This window comes from Bacteroidales bacterium (genome assembly GCA_035299085.1).
Taxonomy (GTDB): domain Bacteria; phylum Bacteroidota; class Bacteroidia; order Bacteroidales; family UBA10428; genus UBA5072.
The window spans coordinates 1-24,177 of record DATGXG010000040.1; the positions used below are offsets into that span (position 1 = coordinate 1).

Genomic DNA, 24,177 nt, shown 5'->3' on the forward strand with positions numbered 1-24,177 from the left:
CATACCGAAGGATATGAAGGGTTTTTCCACCTCACCGATATCAAAGGCACTGTAGACAATGCCACTGTTAATTATATCGTTCGCGATCATGATCAGAAATTATTCAACCGGAAAAAAGATTTCCTTATAAAAATAATTGACCATCTTAACCTGAAGTATGGTTCGAGAACCGTGAAGCTCACCTTGATTGACCAGTATTACAATATGAAAGAAAAAATCGAACCCGTTTTTCATATTGTGGACCTGGCACGGAAGGCCATTTCATCATGCGGCATGGTTCCGAAAGTAATCCCCGTACGAGGCGGAACCGACGGATCAAGGCTATCTTACATGGGTTTGCCCTGCCCTAACATTTTTGCAGGTGGTCACAATTTTCACAGCCGATATGAATTTCTTCCCGTAAAGTCAATGGAGAAAGCTGCTGAAGTGATTGTGAAAATCATCGAATTGCATGCTCTGTAGCCTCTTAGTCTGTAGTCTGTTAATCTGTAGTCTGTTAGTCTGTTAGGAATACCGAACGCCAAACACCGAATACTGAATACTGTTTAAATTGGAGAAGTTGAAATGAAGAGAGTTGTGTTTTATTGGATTTGCTGTGGCTGGATGTTGGTCATACCTTTCACATTGCATGCGGTTGATGATACCTTATGTACGCCCAACCCGTCGGCGGAGGCTGTGGCATTGTACCGGTATCTGCTTGACATGAAGGGCGACAGGATTCTCTCGGGTCAGATGTACGCCCCATGGGGTATCAATGAGCTTACTTATATCAAAAATATTACAGGCAAGCAGCCTGCTGTAATGGGTGTCGATTTTATTCATCAGAGTTCGAACGCGCAGGAAGTGCAGAATGCGGTCAACTGGTGGAAATCAGGTGGAATACCTACAATCATGTGGCACTGGGGCGCCCCCGGAGTAGGCGAAGGTTATGAAAACAGCAAGGTTGCCATTGATATCGATAAATGCTTTATCGAAGGCACTCCTGAATACACTTCATTCTGGAGCGAACTGAAAATAAAGGCGGACCTGCTTGAAACCATCCGCGATGCCCATGTTCCGGTTTTATGGCGACCCTATCATGAGCTGAACGGCAACTGGTTCTGGTGGGGTAAGCAGGGCCCCGATAAATTCAAAAAACTTTGGATAACCATGTATAATTACTTTGTACATGACCGTGGCCTGAATAACCTGATCTGGGTGCTTTGTTATACAGGCCAGCCTGATGCAGCCTGGTACCCGGGCGATGAATACGTGGATATAGGAGGAGCCGATATTTATGATGCAGGCAACGGCTCCCAGGCTACCATGTACATTGCAGTTAAAACCATAACAAATGATAAATTTCCTATTGCTTATCATGAATGTGGAATCCCCCCTGATCCGGATCTTTGCCTGGCTCAGAATGCCATGTGGAGCTGGTGGATGGAATGGCATACCACATGGCTGCAGGGTGTTGACACTGCATACCTGAAAAAAGTATACAAACATTACCTGGTTATCACTAAAGACGAACTGCCGGATATAGTGTCAACCTACGGATGGGATTCGGCCTGTAAACCTTCAGCAGTGACGGCGGATGTAAAAAAAAACGGCAGTTCATGGCTGCAGAGTAAAAAATTAACTTTATTAACGGGTGACACTGCCTGGCTGAAAGTGGCCGCAGCCGACAGCGGAAAATGGACGTGGTCGGGTTATATTACCCAGGGGAATGATACTATTAAGCAGATTGTATTCAACCAATCGGGTTCTGCTGTTGCAACATTCAGGAATACCTGCGGTGCCATAACCTCAGTTTCTTTTAACCTTGCTGATGCATGTCCTCCTCCTGTCATTTCACCGTACATCCGGGTGGATAACGGCGGATGGCAACAGGTGAACAGTATCCGGATCAACTATGGTTCGATCGTAAAAATATCACCGCAACCGTTAACAGGCGGAACATGGAGGTGGACCGGGGCTGTCGATGCCACTACAAGGGAGATCACCTTTGTGCCGGACACCACTTGTATGGTTTCAGGTGAATTCGTCAGTACATGCGGAAAAACAGCCAGGAAGAATTTTTATATCACAGTGGTTTGTCCTTCAAACCCCATCACGCCGTACATTCGTGTTAATAACAACGATTTTATTTCGGCCGACAATGTCACCGTATTTGAAGGAGACTCTGTTACATTGAGTCCGCAGGCAACTGCAGGAGGAACATGGAAATGGAGCGGGGCGTTTACAGCAGAAACACGCGATCTAAAGTTTAAGGCCGACAGCTCATGTATAGTGAGGGTTACTTATACCAACGGCTGCGGCGTAAATAGTTATAAGAATTTTACCATACAGGTAAACACTGTTCCGGTGGCAGTCAAAGAGGCTGAACGGGTTACAGGATCCCTGCTTTATCCAAATCCTGTATCCGGTTTTCTTTATCTGAATTCAGAAATAACAAAGGAAGATCCAATCATTTCCATTTTGTCCCTCCATGGCGAGATTCTTTTGAAAAAAGGGCATAATAGTTCAGGAATCGATATTTCATCCCTGAAGCCCGGGATGTATTTTATCATGATCGAATTTAAGGAAAGGGTAATCGTTCAGGAGTTCATAAAAAACGGTTTCTGAATTCAATAAATCACTTAAATTTAAAATTAAATTATACCACCTAAAAATAAATCCTATGAAAAGAATCCTGATCCTGACTGTATGTTTCCTTCTGATTGCCGGTGTTTATGCCCAAAAGGGAGGCAAATACCAGCTTAAATCTCCTGACGGAACCATTGTGCTCAGCATTCAGACAGGAGATAAGCTTCAATGGTCGGTTACCGACAAGGGAAAGAGCATCATCACCCCGTCCCCGATATCTATTACGCTTGGAACCGGAGAAGTATTGGGTGAACGAAGCAAGGTTGTTTCGGCAACAAATGAAGAAATAAATTTCACCTTCAACCCTGTCCACTACCGCAAGGCCCAGGTAACCGATCATTGCAATCAGCTTATTTTAAAATGCAGGGGAAATTACGGATTGATTTTCAGGGTTTACAATGATGCTGTAGCCTATAAATTCTTCACGACAATCCCCGGTGATGTCACAATAAAGAATGAAGAAGTAAACTTTAATTTCGCCGGTGATTACAAGATTTTCGTTCCTTTTCAGCGCGACTGCCGTGACGGAAAAAATTTCAATTCATCGTTTGAAAACCAGTACAGTGAAATCACTTTTTCACGGTTTCCCAAAGACACACTCGCCTTTCTGCCTGTTCTTGTGGACTTAGGATCGAATCAGAAAGCTGAAATTTTTGAGGTTGATCTCGAGGATTACCCGGGTATGTATGTTCGTACTAATCCGACCAACCAGGGATTTGAGGGGGTATTTGCTCCATACCCGCTTGAAACATATGTTAAAGGCCTTAATATCATACCTTCAAAATCTGCTGACTACATTGCCAAAAGACCAGGAATGCTGAATCTTCCCTGGCGGGCTGTTTTTATAAGCGAACAGGATAAGGATTTACTGGATATTGACATCGTTCAGAAACTCGCATCCGAAAGCCGGCTCAATGATATATCATGGGTAAAAGTCGGACAGGTGGCATGGGACTGGTGGAACGACCTCAATATTTCGCATGTTGATTTCAGGGCCGGTATGAACACGGAAACCTATAAATATTTCATTGATTTTGCGGCACAGTACGGCATTTCATATATATTATTCGATGCCGGATGGAATGTTCCCGGTGACCTTACAAAACCTATTCCAGAGATTGATATACAGCAGGTCATCGATTACGGAAAACAAAAAGGAGTTGGGCTGATTGTATGGTGTTCATGGCAGGATGTGATGGCTCAGAAGGATAAGGCTTTTCCTTTCTTTGCCGGCATAGGAGTCAAAGGGATGAAAATTGACTTTTTCGACAGGGATGACCAGCTTGCCGTTGCAAGCACTTATGAGATAGCGAAACAAGCTGCACAGAATAAGCTGATGGTGGATTACCATGGGATTTATAAACCTACAGGATTGCAGAAGACCTACCCGAATGTGGTGGGAATAGAAGGGGTATATGGACTTGAGAATTACAAATGGGCTAATCCGAACGGTCCGCGGTATGCCGTTACATTGCCCTTCATCCGCAACCAGGCAGGTCCGATGGATTATACACCGGGGGCGATGAGAAACGCAAGCCGTGAAAACTTCAGGCCTGTTAACAGCAACCCGATGGCCCAGGGGACCCGTGTTCAACAAATGGCCATGTACATAGTCTTTGAGGTTCCGCTGCAAATGCTTTCCGATAATCCCACCATTTACATGCGCGAAAAAGAATGCACTGAATTCATTACCCGAATACCCACAACATTTGATCAGTCTGTTCCCCTTGAAAGCAAGGTGGCCGAATATGTTGCCGTTGCCCGCAAAAAGGGCAATGTATGGTATGCCGGGGCTATGACCGACTGGACACCAAGGGAACTGACGATTGACTGTTCATTCCTGGGTTCGGGAAGCTATACGGCTGAAATTTTCAGCGACGGTGTGAATGCAGACCGTGATGCAACTGATTATAAAAAATCGGTAATAACAGTGACTTCCACTGATAAACTGAATGTAAAGCTCATGAACGGAGGCGGCTGGGTGGCCCGTTTTGAACCGGTTAAACAGTAAGTTGACTAATGAGATACTTTTTGCTTATCATTGTATATTCTCTGTTTTTCATAGGTTGTGCTTCGCCACAACCCCCGGATATTTTACAGGGTTATAACCTGGATGAGCCTGATGAGATGTTTGTCCTGCCTGATTCACTGCGTGAGATATCCGGAATTGCACCGCTGTCGGACACTGAGTTTGCCTGCATACAGGATGAGAATGGAATCGTTTTTATATATGACACTGCAAAAAGACGCATAAGAAGGCAACTTCCGTTTGGAATTGACGGTGACTTTGAAGGGATAGCCCGTGTACAAAAATCACTTTATATTCTCAGGAGTGACGGTACCCTTTATGAAATTGAGGATTACCGTTCGTCTCCCGTTGTGAATACACTGGTTACCGGAATTATGGCAGGTGATAACGAAGGATTATGCTATGATTCAACATCGAACCGGCTGTTGATCGGTTCAAAAAGCAAACTGGGAAACGGATCCGGACTTAAAAATTTCAGGGGAATATATAGTTTTGATTTAGATTCAAAACTTTTATCCGAACAGCCGGTCTTCAGCTTTAATGTAAAAACACTTCAGCAATTTGCCGTAAAAAACAGAATCGGGGTACCTTCAAAAATAACAAAAAAGGGAAATCAACAGGCAATCATTAAATTCAGGCCATCCGATATCGATTTCAATCCATTGACAAATGATTTATATGTTCTGTCGTCTGTTGACCACATGTTATTCATCTTTAATAAAGACGGAGTTATAAAGAATATTCAACTGCTTGACCCGTCGCTGTTTAGTAAAGCAGAAGGATTGTCTTTCCTTGAAAACGGCGACATGGTGGTGACCAATGAAGGGGAAACCAGAAATGCCACCCTGCTCCTGTTCCGGCATAGAAAATGAATCCGGTTCTTTCCTTTCATAAAACATTCGTTCACCTAACAGAATAGTCCGTTAGTCAACTTTTTCCAACATCAACCCCATGAATCCTCGTATTGTCAATGGATTCATTAAACAAAACCTATGAAAAAGCTGCTTTTCTCCTTACTGGCTATCCTGTTAATCCACACCAGCATTTTCTCTCAGCGCAATACTGCAAAACAGACTATTCCAGAGGGCTGTGGAACACTGAACCGCGGCATTTACCTTGATGTTACCGAGTTTTTGAACAATACTCCTTCGATATCCTGCAATTTTGAGGTAGTTGATTATGCTCCTGATTATTATCTTTATCCTGAAGAGCGCAGCGCCTGGTTCATTTCATTTACCGATGACATGGGTTATAAGAAGGTGATGAAAATGAGCGAGGTTTTTGGTTACAATGACGGTAAGGGCATTTTTTTCTCATATCATGGCCGGCCTTATGAATTGCTTCAGTTCGGCGCTATTTCAATTCTTCGGTATCACCAGAGCTACCATCGCAATATTCTGGCACAGGCGTTCAGCCTTTATACAATTGGCTCAACTGTTACAAGTACCGAAAAGGTTCAGGAAGTATTGTTCCATGTAAAAAACGACACCATTGTGATGCCTACAGTGAAGAGTCTCAAGGAGCTTATTTCAGATGACCAGGAACTTTACAGTGCCTACAGGCACGACCGTAAAACGGATTTCGCTACGAAGCCTCTCGTTTATCTTGAACGCTACAACACAAAACACCCGGTAAAAATGACCGATCGCGGCATTGAATTCCAGGATATGCCGGAGTTGTCGGAGAAATAGCGTTTGGCTAAGGCTCTGCCTTAGTCGATATATCCTATCAGGCTCTGCCTGATTCCCTGACACTTCTATTCAGGCTCAGCCTGAAACGATATAACCGACCGAGGTAGAACCTCGGCCGAACTTCCGAACTTCCGAACCTTTCCACTACCTTTGAGTTATTACACCATGGGTAACTGGAAAAGAACATTTGCCATTATATGGACGGGACAGCTGTTTTCAACGCTGAGCAGCTCCGTTGTCGGTTATGCCGTTATGTTCTGGTTGAGCCTGAAAACCGGATCAGCTGAAGTACTGGCCTATGCCATCATCGCATCCCTTCTCCCGCAGCTGTTGCTGGGAATGTTTACAGGCGTTTTTGTAGATCGGTGGAACCGTAAGCTGACAATGATCTTTGCGGATCTTTTTATCGCGATTTGTACTCTTGTCATTGCTGTATTGTTTTACACCGGTGAAACCAGGATCAGTTATTTCTATATATTGCTGGCTCTGAGATCGGCGGGCAGTGCTTTTCACGTACCCGCCATGCAGGCTTCGGTGCCGCTCCTGGCACCTGAAGACCAGTTAATGCGTATTTCAGGAATAAACAACATAATCCAGTCGGTCAGCACAATTGCCGGTCCCGCCCTTGCAGCCCTGCTTATCAGCCTGCTTGATCTTACCCGGGTGCTTATGATTGATGTGGCAGGAGCCGTTATTGCTATAATTTCCTTAATAATGGTTCATATACCCGACCCGGTAAAAAAGGAAAACCTGAAACCCCATGTTCTTAATGAAATGAAAGAAGGTCTGCGCGAAATATACAGTAAACCGGGACTGTTATGGATCTTTATACTTGCCGTTCTTGCCATGTTTTTCATTATGCCGGTGGCAGCGCTGTTTCCGCTTATGACACTGAATCATTTCTCAGGAACCACCTATCATATGAGTATTGTTGAAATTTCATGGGGAATCGGGATGCTATTGGGTGGGGCGCTGTTAGGCATTAATAAACTTAAAAATTATAAGATCATCCTGATCAACCTTATGTACTTCCTGCTCGGATTGTCTTTCCTGTTTTCAGGAATACTGCCTTCTTCGGGATTTATTTTCTTTGCCATCATAACGGCATTCGGCGGTATATCCATGTCGGTTTATTCGGGATCCTTTAACGTGGTACTGCAGACTATGGTGGAACCGGCTGCACTCGGAAGGGTCTTTTCAATTTATGGCAGTATTACCCTGCTCCCGGCTATGCTTGGCCTGCTAGCCACCGGATATATTGCCGACAGCATTGGCATCACCAACGCTTTTATTATTTCAGGAATTGCAATCGGGATCATGAGTTTGTTTGCTTTCCTTGTGCCGGCCATCAATAAAATGATAGGGCGTGAACTGCGCGGTCAGCCGCTGGTTCAGGATCCGCAATTTACTTAACGAATCTTGAAAGATATTCACTGGGCGAAACGCCGAACTGCTTGACAAAACAGGTAGAGAAGTAAGACGGAGCTGTGAAACCTACCTGGTAAGCAATCTCGGAAACTGTAAGCCTGTTTTGGCTTAACAAACGGGCGGCTTCTTTAAGCCTGATAGTTCTTATGAATTCACTTGGTGTCTGATCGGTGAGTGCCGTTAATTTGCGATGTAAATGGATACGGCTCATGCCTAACTCTTTGCTAAGGCTGTCGACACTCAGCAACGGCTCGGCAATCTTTTCCTTCACAAGTTTTATGGCATGGTCCATAAATTCCTGGTCACGCCAGTTCAATGTGAAGTCCTTGGATTCAATTTCAATTTCCCGCCCAAAGCATTCACGAAGTTTTTTCCTTGACTGGATCAAATTCCGGATGCGAATCTCAAATAACCTGTAATTAAAGGGCTTTGATATATACTCATCCGCCCCGGTTTCAAGCCCCTCAATCTGGTTACTGATCGCAGAAAGCGCGGTAAGCAGTACAACCGGAATATGGGAGGTGAGAATATCTTTTTTGAGTTTTTTACATAATTGAATACCATCCATCCCGGGCATAATCACATCACTTACAACCAGGTCGGGAATGTTTTCAGTTGCCAGTTTAAACCCTTCATTCCCGTCCACAGCTTCAAGAACCCTGAATTTTTTTTCCAGGTTCTGTTTGATAAAATGCCGCATATCGCTGTTATCTTCCACAACCAGAATTAAAGGCCCTTCCGACAATTCCCTGAAATCGCCTTCTTCGTCGGCAAGATTCTGAATTTCCTGAGTCTCTTCGGTTAATTGTGAATTTATATCAATGTTTGGATCGGTTTCATTTGTTGTCTTTTCGGATGCATCAAGATGCGCATCGCCAATGGGCAGGCGAACCACAAACTGAGTACCCCTGTTCCTTTCACTTGAAACCGTTATTTCACCACTGCTTAGCAATACAAGGTTTTTTGTCAACGCAAGCCCGATTCCCGAACCGATGTGTCTTACCGAATCGGAACTCCCTACCTGGTAATACCGGTTAAATATATTGGCAATAGAGGACTCAGATATGCCTACCCCATTATCCGTTACGATTATTGAAATATACTCTTCAAGGGTTTTATCATCGTTCTTAATTTCGTAGGAATATTGGAAAGCACTTAGGGCTTCTGAACTTTTGCTGCGAATACTTATCTCAATCCGGCCGCCATCGGCAGTGAATTTGAAGGCATTGTAAATAAGATTGTTTAGAATTTTGATCAGTACTTCCCGGTCGAACCAGATGTCCATTTCATCCAAATCGGATCTGAAAAGAAAAGTAATATTCCGTTTTTCGGCAATATCACTGAAGGATGAAAAAACGTCGCGTACGAAGCTTACCACATCATTCCGGCTGGCTTTTATATTCCATGACCCGGTTTCTGCTTTTCTGAAATCCATCAGCTCATTAATCAACCGCAAAAGGTATTTTGCGTTCCGGTAGATTACCTGCAGTTGTCCCTTTAAGAAACTGTTTCCTTTAATTGTTCCGATCAGATCTTCCACCGGTGAAATGATGAGTGTAAGGGGCGTCCTGAATTCATGTGAGATGTTGGTGAAAAACTGGAGCTTCATCTGGTTCAGCTCTTCCGCTTTTTCTTTTTCGAGGTTTTTCAGGGCTACTTCCGACTTAAGCTTTTCCCTGATGCTTACTTCTTTATAAATAGCCAGGGCAATAGCTATCAGAACAAATATATAAAAAATGAAGAATGGCCATGATTTCCATATTGGCGGTGTGATTTGAATTTTAAGCACTGTCGGTTCTTTTTGCCAAGTGCCGTCGTTGTTGGTGGCTTTAACCATAAAAGTATATTTCCCGCCTTTCAGGTTGGTGAATGTTGCCTTTCGGTTTCCCGAACCGGTATAAAGCCAGTCATCATTAAATCCCTGCATTTTATAGGCATACCTGTTTTTGGCCGGAGAAGCAAAATGCAGGGCTGAAAATTCAATTGTAAAAACATTATCCCGGTAAGAAAGTACTATTTCTTTAGTCTGTGTGATTGAATTCTTAAGGATTACCCGATCTTTCTTCCATTTGCCGATTGGAACTTTTTGATTAAATATCAGCAGATTGGTAATTTTGGTAGTGGGTATATTATTGTTCTTCCGTATACTATCCGGGTAAAAGGAATTAAATCCTTCAACGGTGCCAAAAAACATTTCCCCTGAACGGCTTAAAAAGCAGGTATGTTCCGAAAATTCATTGCTTTTCAGTCCGTCATTCTGATCGAAACTGCTGAATTCCGGAACTGCCGGATTGAATTTCGACAGCCCTTTATTGGTACCTATCCAAAGATTTCCATTGTTGTCTTCCAGGATAGATAGTACATTATTACCGGCCAGCCCGTCTTTTTCGCGGTATTTTATAAATGAACAATGATACGGATCATTGCCCGGAACCAGCTTATTTAATCCGTCACTTGTGGCAATCCATAAATCACCGGCATGCGAACGTAAAACCATGTTTACTTCATTGCTGCTGATTCCGGACGGATCATCGCCGTTTTGCCTATACCGTATGAATCTGATATCATTACCTGATTTGACAAGCCGGTTAAGACCCCCGTTCATGGTGGAAACCCATATATCGGAATTCAAAGGATCGTTATATAAATGACGGATTATGTTATCGGAAAGGCTTGTTGAATCAATGGCAGAGTTTGTATATCTCACAAAACGCGGCTTAGAGCCCTTTTCTCCCGACAGGTAATGATGAAGACCTCCCCAGGTGCCCACCCAGAACGATCCGTCATCATCTTTAACTATCGCAAATACGGAATTACTGATCAGGCTGTCCGGATTCTGATAATCACGGATAAGGTGTTTGAACAATCCCGTTTTCTTATTCAGGATATTGACACCGCCATTGGTCCCGATCCATAATTCATCTTTATTCCCCCTTATTATTGAAAAAACATTTTTACCGTAAATTGAGTGCCTTGCAACACTTTTGTTAGTGCCGTATTCATTTTCATTGTCCAGCAGGCTGAGTTGCTTGTATGTTTCAGTTCTTCGGTCAAACGTGTACAATCCTCCGTCAAGTGTGCCTATCCATAATAGATTATCTTCGTCCTCATAAATTGCCCTTATGAAATTGCTTGGAGTAGGATCATTGTTCAGTGTGATCTCATAGGTGCTGAACTTTTTCATGAGCAAATCCATTTTGTCCACACCGCCTCCCAGTGTTCCGATCCACAACACACCTCTGCGGTCCTCGAAAATACATTTAACCGAATTGTTACTCAGGGAACCGGGAATATACTTTTTCGCCCTGTAAGTAATGAATCTTCCTGTGGTTTTATCAAAATAGCTTAATCCTCCGCCCCGGGTACCTATCAGCAGCTTACCCGATTTATCTTCATATAGGGCTAACACCTGGTTGTTGGGTAAACAATCCTTGCATCCCGCCCTGTTCTGATAATGGGTGAAAGTTGCTCCATTATCTGAATCATCCCGGTTGCGGACCAGTTTATCCAGGCCATTATTGGTTCCTATCCAGATATTCCCTTGCTTATCCCTGAAAAGCGAAAGCACATCATTCGAAGCTATGCTGCCACTATTTTCGGGATTGTGTGTATAATGAGCCAGTATAACCGGAGTCTGACCTTTTTTGTGACTGGTCTTGTACAATCCATTCCAGGTTGCCAGCCAGAGAATTCCATTTTCATCTTCAAGGACAGCATTAATTTCAAAATCAAGGTAATTCCTGAAAGCCGGTGGTCTGACATCGGAATTTGGATCATCAAGCACCGACAAACCATGCTGGGTAGCAATCAGCAATTCGCCGCTTTTACTTTGTGTAATGAAACTGACATAGTTGTTGGCGATAGTTTTCGGATCCGCTGCATCATGTTTGAAAGGGGTAAAACTGTCCTTAAATTTATCATACCTGTTTAATCCTCCACCCAGAGTACCTATCCACAGGTTACCGGCATTATCCTCGAAAATCGACTGGATGTAATTATTGCTTATGCTGTTCGGTATCTCAGTATTCCGGCGGTAAATGGTCACATCATACCCGTCATACTTGTTCAGCCCGTTCAATGTTCCAATCCAGATAAAACCATCGCTGTCCTGGTTGATGCAATTCACTTCACTTTGAGAGAGACCCTGTGAAATTGACAGGTTTTCAAGCCTGAGACTTGGTTGCTGTCCGTAATTGGTAACCAGGCAAGCACACAGTAGGAATAACAGCTGTACGAATCTTTTCATAACGGTAAACTGTTTCAAAATTATAGGATATATCCGAATTCCAAAGCGAACAGGGATTTATTAAAAGCTTTCGTTACAAAATCAAATGAAAATGTTACATCCGCTAAAAGGCAGGTTACATATATTAAAGCACTTTCGCACCGTCTTAAATACATTTGAATGTGGTCTTTTTACTATGAAACTCTGTAATGGCATGGAACGGTTCTTCAAGCGAATTTCAAAAGTTTATGTGTTGCTTTTCTTATTCATTTTCCTAAGCATCATTCTTCTTTACCTATTCATAAATGCATGAATCAAACAATCCAAAATTCAAAGAAATGAAATATAGTGTAATACTAAGGAATATCATTCTTACTGGGGTATTATGCGGGCTTACTCTCCTGCAGGTTATTGCCCAGGAATCAGTCATTCGCGGTACGGTGACAGATAACGAAAGCAAACCGGTGGTCGGAGCAACAGTTCTGATAGCCGGTACTAACAACGGAACTGTCACTGATATTAACGGCCAGTATTCGGTAAAGGTAAATGCCGCAACGGATAAGCTTATTTTCAGCTTTATAGGATACCAGAAGGAAGAGATAACAGTTAACAGCCAAAAAACGATTGACGTTATTCTCATTCCCGAAAACACAGTTCTGAATGAAATTGTGGTTATGGCTTATTCCGATAAAAAGAAAACTGAAATTTCAAGTGCTGTGGTCGCCCTTAAAGCTGACGACATTAATAAGGTAACCACAAACAGCATTGAAGAAATGCTCGTCGGAAAAGTCGCAGGCGTACAGGTACAGAATTCATCAGGACAGCCCGGGCAGTCAGCGGATATTCGAATCCGGGGTGTAGGATCGGTTTTTTCATCACAGCGACCTTTGGTAGTAGTTGATGGAATTATTGGTGGTTCCTATGACCCGAATGATATTGAAAGCGTCACGGTGCTCAAGGATGCCGGAGCAACCGGCTTGTATGGTTCCAGAGCCGCTGCGGGTGTTATCCTCATCACAACTAAAAGTGGTTCCAGGAATAAATCCATGATAACGGCCAAAATAACCAGGGGCATTAAAAAACCCGAATTCGGAAAATTCATGGTCATGAACAGCCAGGAACTTTATAGTTACCATAAATCGGTGTACCCTTCAACTCTTTTCTCAATTATCCGGCCTAAAGAACTTTTGAAAAGAGACTATGACTGGATAGGAAATACCTACACGGAATCAGACATGACAACCGCTTACGTGAGCGGTTCGGGCGGAAATGAAGCGACCAATTACTTTCTTTCATTCGATTATATGAATGACGAGGGAACGCTCAAATCCACAAATTATAAAAGAATCAGCGTCCGTTCAAAAGTAAAACATGCTTTCTCAGAGCGTTTGTCAATGACAACCAATGTAACCGGTTCATACAATTATTCACGCTATCCGCACTGGTCACTGGCACAGGGTGCTTTCAGGCTTATGCCGTGGGACCTTCCGTATGACGAAAACGGAGATGCCGTATATGATATCAAAAAAGCCGGCTGGTATTCGAATGTCACAAATAACCCTTATCATTCACTGCAATACAATAAGTATGATAATTACGGGCTCGATTTTTCAGGAAGCCTCACAATCAACTACACGTTTACCAAATGGCTGAAACTTGAGACACGCTCATCCGCCTCGGGAAGCTATGGTAAATACGAAGAGATTGAATCTCCTTTGTCATATGAAGGATCAGCAGTTGACGGTCGAATATTGAATTCGATCAATTTCGGACGTTCGTATGGAAATACGACTCTGCTTAAGTTTGAAAAGGCATTTGGTCCCCACAACATAAGCGGACTGGCCGGGGTTGAAGGCGGAAAATACACGATTGAATCAGGTTATGGCGGAGTGGGAAATGGAATCCTGCCGGGACAGGAAGTTCTTGGCGTAGCCGGTTCAATTGAAAAAGCAGTGGGAACAAAAGCTGAAGTATCCACATTTTCGGTATTATCACAGTTGAATTACGACTTTCAAAAAAAATACTTTCTTACCCTTTCGGCCAGAAGAGACGGTTCTTCAAAATTCTCCCCCGATTCGAAATATGCAAACTTCTTCACAGCCTCCGCATCATGGCTTGTAACTGCAGAAAACTTCATGAAATCGTTGCCTTCGGTGAATTATCTGAAACTGAGAACAAGCTACGGTGCAGTTGGGAATGAAACCTTTCCGAACGACAATTATTACCCCTATTTCCCTTCCTATTCCGGCGGATATATATATAACGACCAGACAGCCTATTACCCCTCCAATATGGGCAATTATAACCTTACCTGGGAAACAAGCCATCCCTTCAATTTAGGTCTGGACCTTGGATTATTCCGGAAAGTGGAGTTTAACATCGACTATTATAACACGCGTACACAGGATTTATTATTCCAGGATCCTCTCCCCAGTTCACAGGGATTTGAATACCAGTGGAAGAACGTGGGTGAAATACAAAACAAAGGAATTGAATTCTCAGTCAATGGTGCAGTGTTAAGTACAAATGGTTTTACCTGGGATTTAAACTTTAATATTTCAGCCAACCATAACGAGCTTGTTAAATTATCCGATAAGCAGGGTGTTAATAATATCATTGTTTCTGCAGAGACTTTTCGGCAAATCCTTGAGCCGGGTAAACCTGCCTTTAACTGGTATATGCCTAAATGGCTGGGAGTGGATCCTGACAACGGAAATCCCCTTTGGGAAAAGCTTATTTACGATTCCAACGGGCAAGTGGTAAGCACTGAAAAAACCTCATCCTATAATGAAGCCACATTCCAGTCGGTTGCCTCTCCTTTCCCAAAATTCACGGGTGGTTTCGGAACCGTTTTAGGATATAAAGGCATTTCGCTTTCTGCCGCATTCTCCTTTGTTTCAGGCAATAAAATTTACAATGCTACCCGTCAGCAGCTAGACAATGACGGAGCCAACCTGAATGTGAATGCCTACAAATTGCAGCCCGGAATGTCGCGCTGGGCAAAACCCGGAGACATTGCCACGCATCCGAAACCCGTAATCGGAGGAAATAACAATGCTCATGAATATTCTTCACGCTACCTCGAAGTTGGCAGTTATTTAAGAATCCGGAATATCACTCTGAGCTATCAGGTGCCGTCATCCATCACCAACAAAGTTAAAATCAGCTCGATGAAGATTAACCTCATGGTGGATAACCTGAAAACATGGACGAAATTCACTGGAATGGATCCGGATGTTCCTTTGTTTACGAGCTCATGGCTGCTACCGGGCGTGTCTTCGTTCAAATACCCCATCAGCAGGCAATTTAATGCAGGTATCGAAATCAGTTTCTAAAAATCCTTGAAAAATGAAATCATTTATAAACAAGAAAACCGGTAAAATGAAAGGATACATAATCAGTTTACTAATCCTTTTCTGTCTGCCACTTTTCATAAGCTGCGAACTTGATCTGGTTCCCTATTCCGATCTGACATCCGAATCGCTGGCGACCGATCCGAGTGGAGTAAAAGGAATGGCAAACGGCTGCCTAATGATGATGAAGGAACAGCTTACAAACGATCCCAGAAATATCTATATCAGGCACCTTAACCATCTCACGGAGTTTCCTTCGGACAATGTGATGATAACCAAAAGCACAGTCGATAACCTATGGTATTCGTTTAACCGGCAACATATACCGGATCAGCTTAATACATCATACCTGTGGTATACGGGTTATAAAATCGTAATGGAGGCCAACAACATTATAGACAAGGTTAAAATCGATGCCACTTCGGGAAAAGAAATAAAACAGTATCTGGGCGAAGCCTATTTTTACAGGGCTATGGCTTTTTTCGACATGGCACGTGTATTTTCATTTCCACCCTCGCACGGTGACGAAAATCCCGGAATCATACTGAGATTAAGTCCGTCCGAAACGGATGCCAAGGCCAGGGCAACCGTTGGTGAAACATACAAACAGATTATTTCCGATTTGCATTCGGCAGCTGAACTGATGATCATGAGGGAAGGCACCATTGACGAATCGAAAAAATATGCCAATAAATGGGCTGCTCTTGGCCTTCTGTCAAGGGCATTCCTGTTTACCGGCCAATACGATTCCGTAATTTATTATGCCAACAAAGTTATCGATGAGAGTCCATTCACCCTGGCCCCTCACGACTCCTATATAACATCTATGTGGAATACGCCTTCTTCATCTGAGGCTATGTTCATCATTTACTACGGTCCCGATGAGGATAAACTGGATGCATCGCTGGGTTCAATGTACAATGGCGACAGCAGGGGAAAAGGATGGGGCGAAGTGTATCCTTCACAATCCTATCATGAACTGGTGGCCAGGTATCCCCATGATATCCGGAATGAGTTTATCGATACCGTTTACAATGCGGATCATTCCATTGCAATCTATCCGGGAACAACTTTTAAAAAATTCTATATCAATAAATTTTCATACCAGATAGAAGGCAGACCTACTCTTTGCTCACCGGCATACATCAGGCTTTCGGAGATATACCTGAACAGGGCGGAAGCTTATGCACATTTAAACATGAACGGCCAGGCGCTTGATGATGTGAATACAATCCGCGAAAGAGCAGGGCTTTCAGGAGAAGAGCTGGTTACATTATCTAACCTTACCGCCACTCATGGTTACACGGATGCATTGGATGCCGTGCTTACAGAAAGAAGGATTGAACTTGCATTTGAAGGACAGAGAAGGGATGATCTTCTGAGAAATAAGATAGACCTGGACAGGAGTTACCCGTCAGCGCAGAATGTGAACGGAGAACCTGAAATATATCCTTACAACGGACCGCGCCAGATCTTCTATATTCCATTAGCTGAAACAATCTACAATCCGGCCTGCGCTCAAAATGACTAACAGAAAGCTATACAAACACGGTATACTCTTGGTGGTTTCGGGCTTGTTTATTCTGTCGCTCGCATCCGCTCAGCAAAATATTGCGATAGCAAAGAATGAACACTGGTGGATGGGAATTATAAGCCATGGGAGCATCCAGCCCTTAAAAAGCGGGTATAAGGCCGATTTAAACGGAAACCTCTATGGTAACCAGGCTCAGCCTCTGCTCCTTTCTGATCAGGGAAGAATAATATGGTCCGAGGATCCATTCGCCGCAGAGGTCAGAAATGACAGCATCTTTCTAACAACATCCAGTGGCGAATGCATTGTGAAGAAGGTGGCAGATAACTTGCGGGGAGCTTTTTTATATGCCTCTCAGAATTATTTTCCTCCTGCCGGTGCGTTGCCTGCAAAAATCATGTTTCAAAATCCACAGTATAACACCTGGATAGAATTGTTGCATAACCAGAATCAGCAGGACGTTCTCAATTATGCTTCGAAAATTATCAAAACGGGCTTGCCTCCCGGTGTGATCATGATTGATGATAACTGGCAGGAAGATTATGGTAAATGGGACTTTCACCCCGGCCGATTTACTGACCCAAAGGCGATGATGGATTCGCTTCACCACATGGGCTTCCGCGTTATGCTTTGGATATGCCCTTTTATAAGCGCTGACAGTGAAAATGGCAGAATGCTTGAAACTAAAAAGGCAGTTTTGCGGACCACATCGGGTGAGACAAAGATGATTCACTGGTGGAACGGATACAGTTCGGTTCTTGATCTGACTAATCCTTACGCAAAAGAATGGTTAATAAACCAGCTGCATTACCTGCAGAATGAATATGGGATTGACGGTTTCAAATTTGACGCCGGTGATCCGGAATACTATGTGGATGGCCTTGCAACGGTGAATATTACACCAAACCGGCAAACTGAACTTTTCTCAGAAATCGGACGGGCATTTCCGTTAAATGAATACAGGGCTACCTGGAAAATGGGCGGCCAACCTTTGGCTCAAAGGCTCAGGGATAAAAGTCACAGCTGGAAAGATCTGCAGTCTTTAATTCCCGACATCCTCCTTCAGGGAATCATGGGCTATCCGTTTACTTGTCCCGATATGATCGGCGGTGGTGAAATGGGATCGTTTGTGAACCTTGATAAAGTGGACCAGGAATTAATAGTACGTTCGGCCCAGTGCCATGTCTTCATGCCCATGATGCAGTTTTCGGTTGCTCCATGGAGAGTGCTGGATAGTCTGCATTTCAATGCAGTTAAGCAAGCCATAGCCATCAGAATGCAATATTCCGATCTGATCCTTGAACTGGCGGAAAAAGCAGCAAAAAGCGGGGAACCGGTTGTCAGGTCAATGGAGTATGTTTTCCCGCATTGCGGGTACGCTGAAGTCAGCGATCAGTTTTTGCTGGGTGACCGGTTGCTTGTGGCTCCGTTCGTAACCAAATCGGATTACAGGGAAGTTGCAATCCCTCCCGGAAAATGGGTGGATGATAAGGGCAAAATAATAAACGGACCCTGTTTAATTAAAGAGGTTTCTGAACTGGATAGAATACCTCATTATAAAAAGCTTAAATAACCAGACTTAAAATAGAATATTAAATTTTTAAATTAAGGATTATGAAAACCAACAAATTTTCTCGCAATCTCTTCCTGTTCTTTGCGATAGGAGTTCTTACCCTTGTATCATCCTGCAAAAAGGATGATGACCCTAAGCCCGTGGCTGAATTCGACTACACAGTGGACGATCTGCAGGTAACTTTCACCGATGCATCTACAAATGCCACTACGTATTCATGGGATTTCGGCGATGAAAACACATCAACCGAACAGTCACCGGTACATACTTATGCCGATTATGGCACATACAGCGTAACCCTTGAAGTAAAAGGCTCCGGTGGCACCGCAACCGTAACTTACGATGTGGATGTAAACGAAGTACAGCCTATTACGATTGACGGCAATTTTGAAGACTGGGCCGATGTTCCCGACATCCTGTCCTTTCCCGACGGCGAAGGCAGAACGCTTATACAGGCTAAGGCTATTGACAGCAAAAGCTTCCTTTATTTTTACGTGAAAGGCACTTCATCAATAGGCCAGGTTTTACAGATGTACATTGATGCCGATAATAATGCGGAAACCGGCTGGGGATACTGGAACTGGTTTACTACACCGGGAATTGAGTACCTGATGGAAGCCGTTGTAGAACCCTGGGAAGGTGTAAATGCAGGCTCTGTTTTAAAAACCGCAACCGGACCCGATTCCAACTGGCCCTGGGAAGATTTCATTACCACAAATGCCATGTATGAATCTTCAAATTATGTGGCAGTGGGTGAGGAAAAAGCAATTGAATTCTCTCTGATGAAGGATATGTTTACACAGCCTGCATTAGGCAACGTAATCCGTGTATTATTCTCCAACAGCGATAATAACTGGTCGAATGTAGGTACAATACCTCCGAAAGAAACCGAAGCAGTTCCGGCTACTTACACTATGCTGAAATAATATAGGTTAAGGTTAGGGTCAGATTGATGTCGGGAAGGGAAACCTTACCTGACATCAATTCTGGAATGAATTCAAAAACGGTTTACTTTGTATAATAAGTCCATGGGTCATATGCATTCTCTAAAAATAAAAATTCTGGTCGGTTTAGTGTTGGCGCTTGGTATTTCAGACATCCTGAATGCCCAGCAATTAAGCTTTTACACTTACACTCAAAATGATTCGGTATTTGCTAATCCCGAAAGAGGTTTTTACAGGTATACGGAAAGGAACAGCTCTACCGGCACTCTGGATGCAGAAACACTTAAATCATACCGTGAAAGCGGATATACATTGATTTACCGGATTTTTTACCTGTATGACTATGTAAACACTCCTATATCGGAGGCTTACCTGAACAAAATAAGGGAGGATTTCAGTAAAATAAGGGAAGCCGGGATTAAGGCCATTGTCAGGTTTGCCTACACCGCTTCAATGGCAGCTCCTTACGGCGATGCAACGCCTGACCAGGTAAAAAAACACATAGCCCAGTTAAAACCGATACTTACTGATAATTCCGATGTAATTTTTATAGTTCAGGCCGGATTCATCGGGGCATGGGGTGAATGGTACTATACCGATCATTTTGCCACCGGATCGCCTAACAACATTACAGCTGCCGATTTACAGGAAAGAAGAGATCTCGTCAATTCCCTTCTTGATGCAGTTCCTGCCGACAGGATGATTCAGTTGCGCTACGTTGGTTATAAAATGAGCATCTTTGATTCGATTCCTGTTACAGCCGATGAAGCGTATTCAGGCACACCCAAATCAAGGATTTCGCATCACAATGATTGTTTCGTTTCATCAGAAAACGATGTGGGAAGTTACAGAAACATAAGGATTGAAAAACAATATCTTGAAAAGGACAGTAAATATACAACGCTCGGAGGAGAAACCTGCGACTGGTTTCCGCCCCGGTCAAACTGTGATACCAGTGTTAGTGAGATGCAGCGATTCCACTGGACATTTATTAACCATGATTATTACGGTCCCATAATCAATGAATGGCAGCAAAATGGCTGTTATAATGATATGCTGCGAAACCTGGGATACAGATACTCTCTTGTTGATGCGGAAATTCAGGATTCCGCCAGGCAAAACGGCTCTTTTAAATTGAAATTTAACCTGCAGAACAGCGGATATTCAAATCCGGTAAACCCAAGAAATGCGGAAGTGGTTTTAAAAAACAAAACCACCGGGCAATTGTATTTTTCACGAATAAACTATGAAATCAGGAAAAAGGAATTGAATGTACCTTTTGAGATAAGTGCTGAGGTGGGAATACCTTCATTCATGGCTGAAGGTGACTATGATGTTTACCTTAGCCTGCCTGATCCAAGATATATGCTCCGTTTTAATCCTGATTATTCCATACGGCTCGCTAACAATTATCTATGGAATAATTCATTGGGTATGAACCGGCTAAACCATACATTGCACATCAACCAGAACGCATCGGGCAATGACTATTCAGGAGAAAACTATTTTAGTTCGTATTCCATTGACCAGAATGCAAATATACCTTCGCCATCCATTTATGTTACCTCTTATTGCCGGAATGCTATCATTAGCCTTGCCCCGCAAACCGGAGATTCAGCTTCACAGGTGATCGTTGAACGAAGCACGGACCCTCTTGATGATTTCACAATACTGGCTACTCTTTCAGGTTTATCAGGAAATATCAGTTTCAGTGATAACGGCTTATCTGAAAATACACACTATTATTACCGGGCATATCGGCTCATACAAAATGAACGCTCGGAATATTCACAGGTTAAAAACATAGTAACCGCTGATTGCAACTACAGATATCCTGAAATTTCGGTTAATGCCGATGAAAATGACTGGAATGCCGTAGTTCCTTCAGCCGGCATTTCTTCAGAAGGTAAGGATTGCTTTTTGAAACTACACAATACAAGCGACGGATACCTGGATGGAATCCTATCGGGCGACTCAATTATTGATTTTTCCATTTATTTTAATACGGATGAAAACCTGAATACAGGTGAAAATCCGATGATCTGGTCATCTTCGGGATTCGATTTCAAATTAACGAAAGACGGCCTTTTCAGGTATGTATCAGGAAATTTTGAACCTGTGGCGGCCATTGACTCGTTAGCCATAAATGAACATGCACTTGAATTTAAAATTCCGGTAACCATGCTGGAATCTAACAACCAGGTAAGGAAGGTTTTCTGCGCGGTAATTATTCATTTAAAAGACAGGGATCTTTATATTCCGTTTGAAGGGAAACCGAGTACATTTTACGAATTTATACCCGCTCCCGCCAGGCCTGCAAATTTATCGGTCAGAAATTCCGTAAACTCACCTGCCAGCAAGTTAATTGTCAAATGGGATAAATGTGCTGATTGTGTGGGTTATGTCTTGACGAGAACCGATAAATCAAATAATTCGGACACCGTCTTTAATTTGCAGGTAAATGACAATCAGTTGATCGACAGTCCTCTTAAAGAAGAAACCGTATACGAGTACACCGTATACAGCTACAATTTCAGCGGACTTTCGGAAATTGCCGGACCGGTAGTTCAATCGACGCTTTCAACAGGTACTGATGAGGTGATGGATCAGGATATGAACTTCACGGTATACACTAAAGATCGGGAAATATTCTTTGTTTTCAATACAACACGGAATCTACCCGAACGCGTTTCTATTTTTTCAGTTGATGGAAAACTGGTAATGAACGAACGGTTAAAAATGACGGGAAAGAATACAGGGAATATTAAGATGCCGTCTTTACCGCGGGGTGTATACATCATCCGGCTGAACACAGGCAATACCGTGGTGAACAAAAAGATAATTATTTAAACCTCTTCTCAATCTCTTCCATTTCGGTAATCACCACTATGGGTTTGCCGGAGGGAGAGTAGCCGGGACTTTCGCAGGCAAATAACGCATCAACAAGTTCCTGCATAGCCTTGCGTGTAAGAGTCTCCCCATAGCCAACTGAGCCGGCTATGGCCATTGATCGTGAAATTCTCTCACGGACATTGACTTTAATATCGCTTGCGGTGCTTTTAAACTGTTCGAGAAATACTTCGAGCAGTTCACGGGCGTTCTCAAAACTGCTGTCGGCCGGATAACCCGCAAGAACCACTGTATTTCCGCCAAAATCACGGATATCGAAACCAATGGTGTGGAGGTCTTCCATGATTTCACGAAGTACAAGGTAATCCGCCTGGTCAAGCTCAATGGTTTCAGGGAACAAGGTTCGCTGCGCCAACGGGTAATTCATGGCAAATGACCTGAGGTATTGCTCGAAGAGGATTCGTTCATGGGCCCGCTTCTGATCAATCATCATCAGTCCCGATTTTACCGGTGTGAGTATGAACCGGTTTTTTAACTGAATCAGTGAATCTGTATGACTGCCGTCCTCCACAGGCAGAACCTGCTGTTCTTCTGCAGGTAAAGGTTTCTGTACATACAGGGTTTCCCAGTTTCGCAGGTTATCTTCGTCATTGCCGACCCTCGTCCGTTTTTGCTCTTCGGTAAAGGGATTATACGAATGGTTGAACATTATTTCGGGACTTACAAGGGGTCGGTCGTTTCTGAAAACAGGGAAATCCATCGAACTTTCCGTGTTAAAATCAATGGAAGGCATCAGGTTGAATTTTCCAAGGGACTCCCTGGTAGCAGCCATCAGGATCTGAAAAATGGCCAGTTCATTTTCAAATTTGATCTCTGTTTTTGTAGGGTGGATATTAATATCGATGGTGTCGGGATCCACATCAAGGAATATAAAATACGAAGGAATGGTTTCAGGAGGCAATATTTTTTCATATGCACTGAGAACCGCTTTATTAAAATACGGATGCTTCATATACCTGCCATTGACAAAGAAAAATTGCTCTCCGGGTGATCTGCGGGCGAATTCAGGCTTCCCGATAAAACCTGAAATTCTCACTATGGTTGTGTCCGTATTGATATCGGTTAAATTCTGGTTGATCGCCTTTCCGAAAATATGAACAATGCGCTGTTTGAGGTTGCTTTTAGGAAGATTGTATATTTCATCCTCATTGTGTTCAAGAACGAATTCAATATCAGGGTTGGCAAGAGCTACACGCTGAAATTCATAAATAATGTGCTTTAGTTCCGCGTTGTTTGTTTTCAGGAATTTCCTCCTGGCCGGAACATTGAAAAACAGATTTCTGACAGCCATGCTGGTTCCCGGCGCACAATTTACAGGTTGCTGCGATTCAACTACAGAACCTGAAACTACCAGTTCTACACCCAGGTCGCTATCGTGTTTGCGGGTCCGGAGCACCACCTGGGCCACTGAAGCAACCGATGCAAGGGCTTCACCCCTGAATCCCAGGGTGCGGATGGCAAATAGGTCATTGGCCTCACGTATTTTTGAAGTGGCATGGCGCTCAAAGCTCATACGGGCATCGGTCTCCGACATGCCGCATCCGTTGTCGACAACCTGGATTAGTGATTTTCCGCCGTCCCTTGTAATTACCTTTACCTGTGAACTGCCTGCATCAATTGAATTCTCAACCAGTTCCTTAATCACCGAAGCAGGCCGTTGCACAACCTCTCCGGCAGCAATCTGGTTAGCAACAGATTCAGGTAATAAATGAATAATATCGGCCATTTACGGGTAATAATCGAAGTCATCAAAGGTACTTATTAGTACCTATAAAAATGTAGCTTCAGACTATTTTAGTGGCATATATTTTGATTATCATATATGTCGTTCTCATTTTCATGTATTTATTTCGAATTACATTAAC

13 protein-coding genes are annotated in these 24,177 nt (G+C 43.3%); 11 read left to right on the plus strand and 2 right to left on the minus strand.

Annotated features, from left to right (window positions below; translation table 11 throughout):
• From VK179_13015 to VK179_13040, 6 genes are all read left to right on the plus strand, one after another.
• The coding region (locus VK179_13015) for a M20/M25/M40 family metallo-hydrolase (GenBank protein ID HLO59660.1) at positions 1 to 462 on the plus strand (462 nt) is incomplete at its 5' end.
• A 102-nt stretch (positions 463 to 564) separates the two neighbouring features.
• Positions 565 to 2,607, plus strand: coding sequence for a glycosyl hydrolase (locus VK179_13020; GenBank protein HLO59661.1), 2,043 nt, complete (start codon positions 565 to 567; stop codon positions 2,605 to 2,607).
• A gap of 55 nt (positions 2,608 to 2,662) precedes the next feature.
• Positions 2,663 to 4,639 carry a glycoside hydrolase family 97 protein gene (locus tag VK179_13025; protein ID HLO59662.1) on the plus strand — a complete coding sequence of 659 codons (1,977 nt, stop codon included), beginning with the start codon at positions 2,663 to 2,665 and terminating at the stop codon, positions 4,637 to 4,639.
• A gap of 8 nt (positions 4,640 to 4,647) precedes the next feature.
• The gene (locus VK179_13030) at positions 4,648 to 5,529 is read left to right on the plus strand and encodes a hypothetical protein (GenBank protein ID HLO59663.1); all 882 of its coding nucleotides are present in this window, start codon (positions 4,648 to 4,650) and stop codon (positions 5,527 to 5,529) included.
• 120 nt (positions 5,530 to 5,649) lie between these two features.
• A complete protein-coding gene (locus VK179_13035) occupies positions 5,650 to 6,348 on the plus strand; it encodes a hypothetical protein (protein ID HLO59664.1) in 699 nt (232 codons plus the stop codon).
• A gap of 165 nt (positions 6,349 to 6,513) precedes the next feature.
• A complete protein-coding gene (locus VK179_13040; protein ID HLO59665.1) occupies positions 6,514 to 7,761 on the plus strand; it encodes an MFS transporter in 1,248 nt (415 codons plus the stop codon).
• Here VK179_13040 and VK179_13045 read toward each other — a convergent pair.
• Complete coding sequence (locus VK179_13045) at positions 7,754 to 12,022, minus strand: two-component regulator propeller domain-containing protein (protein ID HLO59666.1); 4,269 nt, start codon at positions 12,020 to 12,022, stop codon at positions 7,754 to 7,756. The genes VK179_13040 and VK179_13045 overlap by 8 nt on opposite strands.
• A 317-nt stretch (positions 12,023 to 12,339) precedes the next feature.
• On the opposite strand from VK179_13045, the gene VK179_13050 reads away from it, so the two are divergent.
• The 5 genes from VK179_13050 to VK179_13070 all read left to right on the plus strand — a co-directional run bounded on the left by VK179_13050 (position 12,340) and on the right by VK179_13070 (position 22,252).
• Complete coding sequence (locus VK179_13050; protein HLO59667.1) at positions 12,340 to 15,336, plus strand: SusC/RagA family TonB-linked outer membrane protein; 2,997 nt, start codon at positions 12,340 to 12,342, stop codon at positions 15,334 to 15,336.
• A 13-nt stretch (positions 15,337 to 15,349) separates the two neighbouring features.
• Positions 15,350 to 16,885 carry a RagB/SusD family nutrient uptake outer membrane protein gene (locus VK179_13055; GenBank protein HLO59668.1) on the plus strand — a complete coding sequence of 512 codons (1,536 nt, stop codon included), beginning with the start codon at positions 15,350 to 15,352 and terminating at the stop codon, positions 16,883 to 16,885.
• Positions 16,878 to 18,458: a glycoside hydrolase family 31 protein gene (locus VK179_13060; GenBank protein HLO59669.1), complete on the plus strand. Its 1,581-nt coding sequence runs from the start codon at positions 16,878 to 16,880 to the stop codon at positions 18,456 to 18,458. Before VK179_13055 ends, VK179_13060 begins: the two co-directional genes overlap by 8 nt.
• Positions 18,459 to 18,499: 41 nt before the next feature.
• Positions 18,500 to 19,384 (plus strand): PKD domain-containing protein, encoded by an 885-nt coding sequence (locus VK179_13065; protein ID HLO59670.1) that lies wholly within the window; start codon positions 18,500 to 18,502, stop codon positions 19,382 to 19,384.
• Positions 19,385 to 19,495: 111 nt separating this feature from the next.
• Entirely contained in the window at positions 19,496 to 22,252 is a 2,757-nt protein-coding gene (locus VK179_13070) for a DUF4832 domain-containing protein (GenBank protein HLO59671.1), read from the plus strand.
• Here the strand turns inward: VK179_13070 and mutL are convergent.
• Positions 22,245 to 24,038 carry a DNA mismatch repair endonuclease MutL gene (mutL, locus tag VK179_13075; protein ID HLO59672.1) on the minus strand — a complete coding sequence of 598 codons (1,794 nt, stop codon included), beginning with the start codon at positions 24,036 to 24,038 and terminating at the stop codon, positions 22,245 to 22,247. The genes VK179_13070 and mutL overlap by 8 nt on opposite strands.
• Between the last annotated feature and the right edge of the window lie 139 nt (positions 24,039 to 24,177).

What these genes read in the sequence shown, in the direction of transcription:
- VK179_13070 (HLO59671.1), top strand. Translation starts at nt 19,496, where the DNA reads ATGCATTCTCTAAAAATAAAAATTCTGGTCGGTTTAGTGTTGGCGCTT.
- VK179_13055 (HLO59668.1), top strand. Translation starts at nt 15,350, where the DNA reads ATGAAATCATTTATAAACAAGAAAACCGGTAAAATGAAAGGATACATA.
- VK179_13045 (HLO59666.1), bottom strand. Translation starts at nt 12,022, where the DNA reads ATGAAAAGATTCGTACAGCTGTTATTCCTACTGTGTGCTTGCCTGGTT.
- VK179_13065 (HLO59670.1), top strand. Translation starts at nt 18,500, where the DNA reads ATGAAAACCAACAAATTTTCTCGCAATCTCTTCCTGTTCTTTGCGATA.
- mutL (HLO59672.1), bottom strand. Translation starts at nt 24,038, where the DNA reads ATGGCCGATATTATTCATTTATTACCTGAATCTGTTGCTAACCAGATT.
- VK179_13060 (HLO59669.1), top strand. Translation starts at nt 16,878, where the DNA reads ATGACTAACAGAAAGCTATACAAACACGGTATACTCTTGGTGGTTTCG.
- VK179_13020 (HLO59661.1), top strand. Translation starts at nt 565, where the DNA reads ATGAAGAGAGTTGTGTTTTATTGGATTTGCTGTGGCTGGATGTTGGTC.
- VK179_13040 (HLO59665.1), top strand. Translation starts at nt 6,514, where the DNA reads ATGGGTAACTGGAAAAGAACATTTGCCATTATATGGACGGGACAGCTG.
- VK179_13035 (HLO59664.1), top strand. Translation starts at nt 5,650, where the DNA reads ATGAAAAAGCTGCTTTTCTCCTTACTGGCTATCCTGTTAATCCACACC.
- VK179_13030 (HLO59663.1), top strand. Translation starts at nt 4,648, where the DNA reads ATGAGATACTTTTTGCTTATCATTGTATATTCTCTGTTTTTCATAGGT.
- VK179_13050 (HLO59667.1), top strand. Translation starts at nt 12,340, where the DNA reads ATGAAATATAGTGTAATACTAAGGAATATCATTCTTACTGGGGTATTA.
- VK179_13025 (HLO59662.1), top strand. Translation starts at nt 2,663, where the DNA reads ATGAAAAGAATCCTGATCCTGACTGTATGTTTCCTTCTGATTGCCGGT.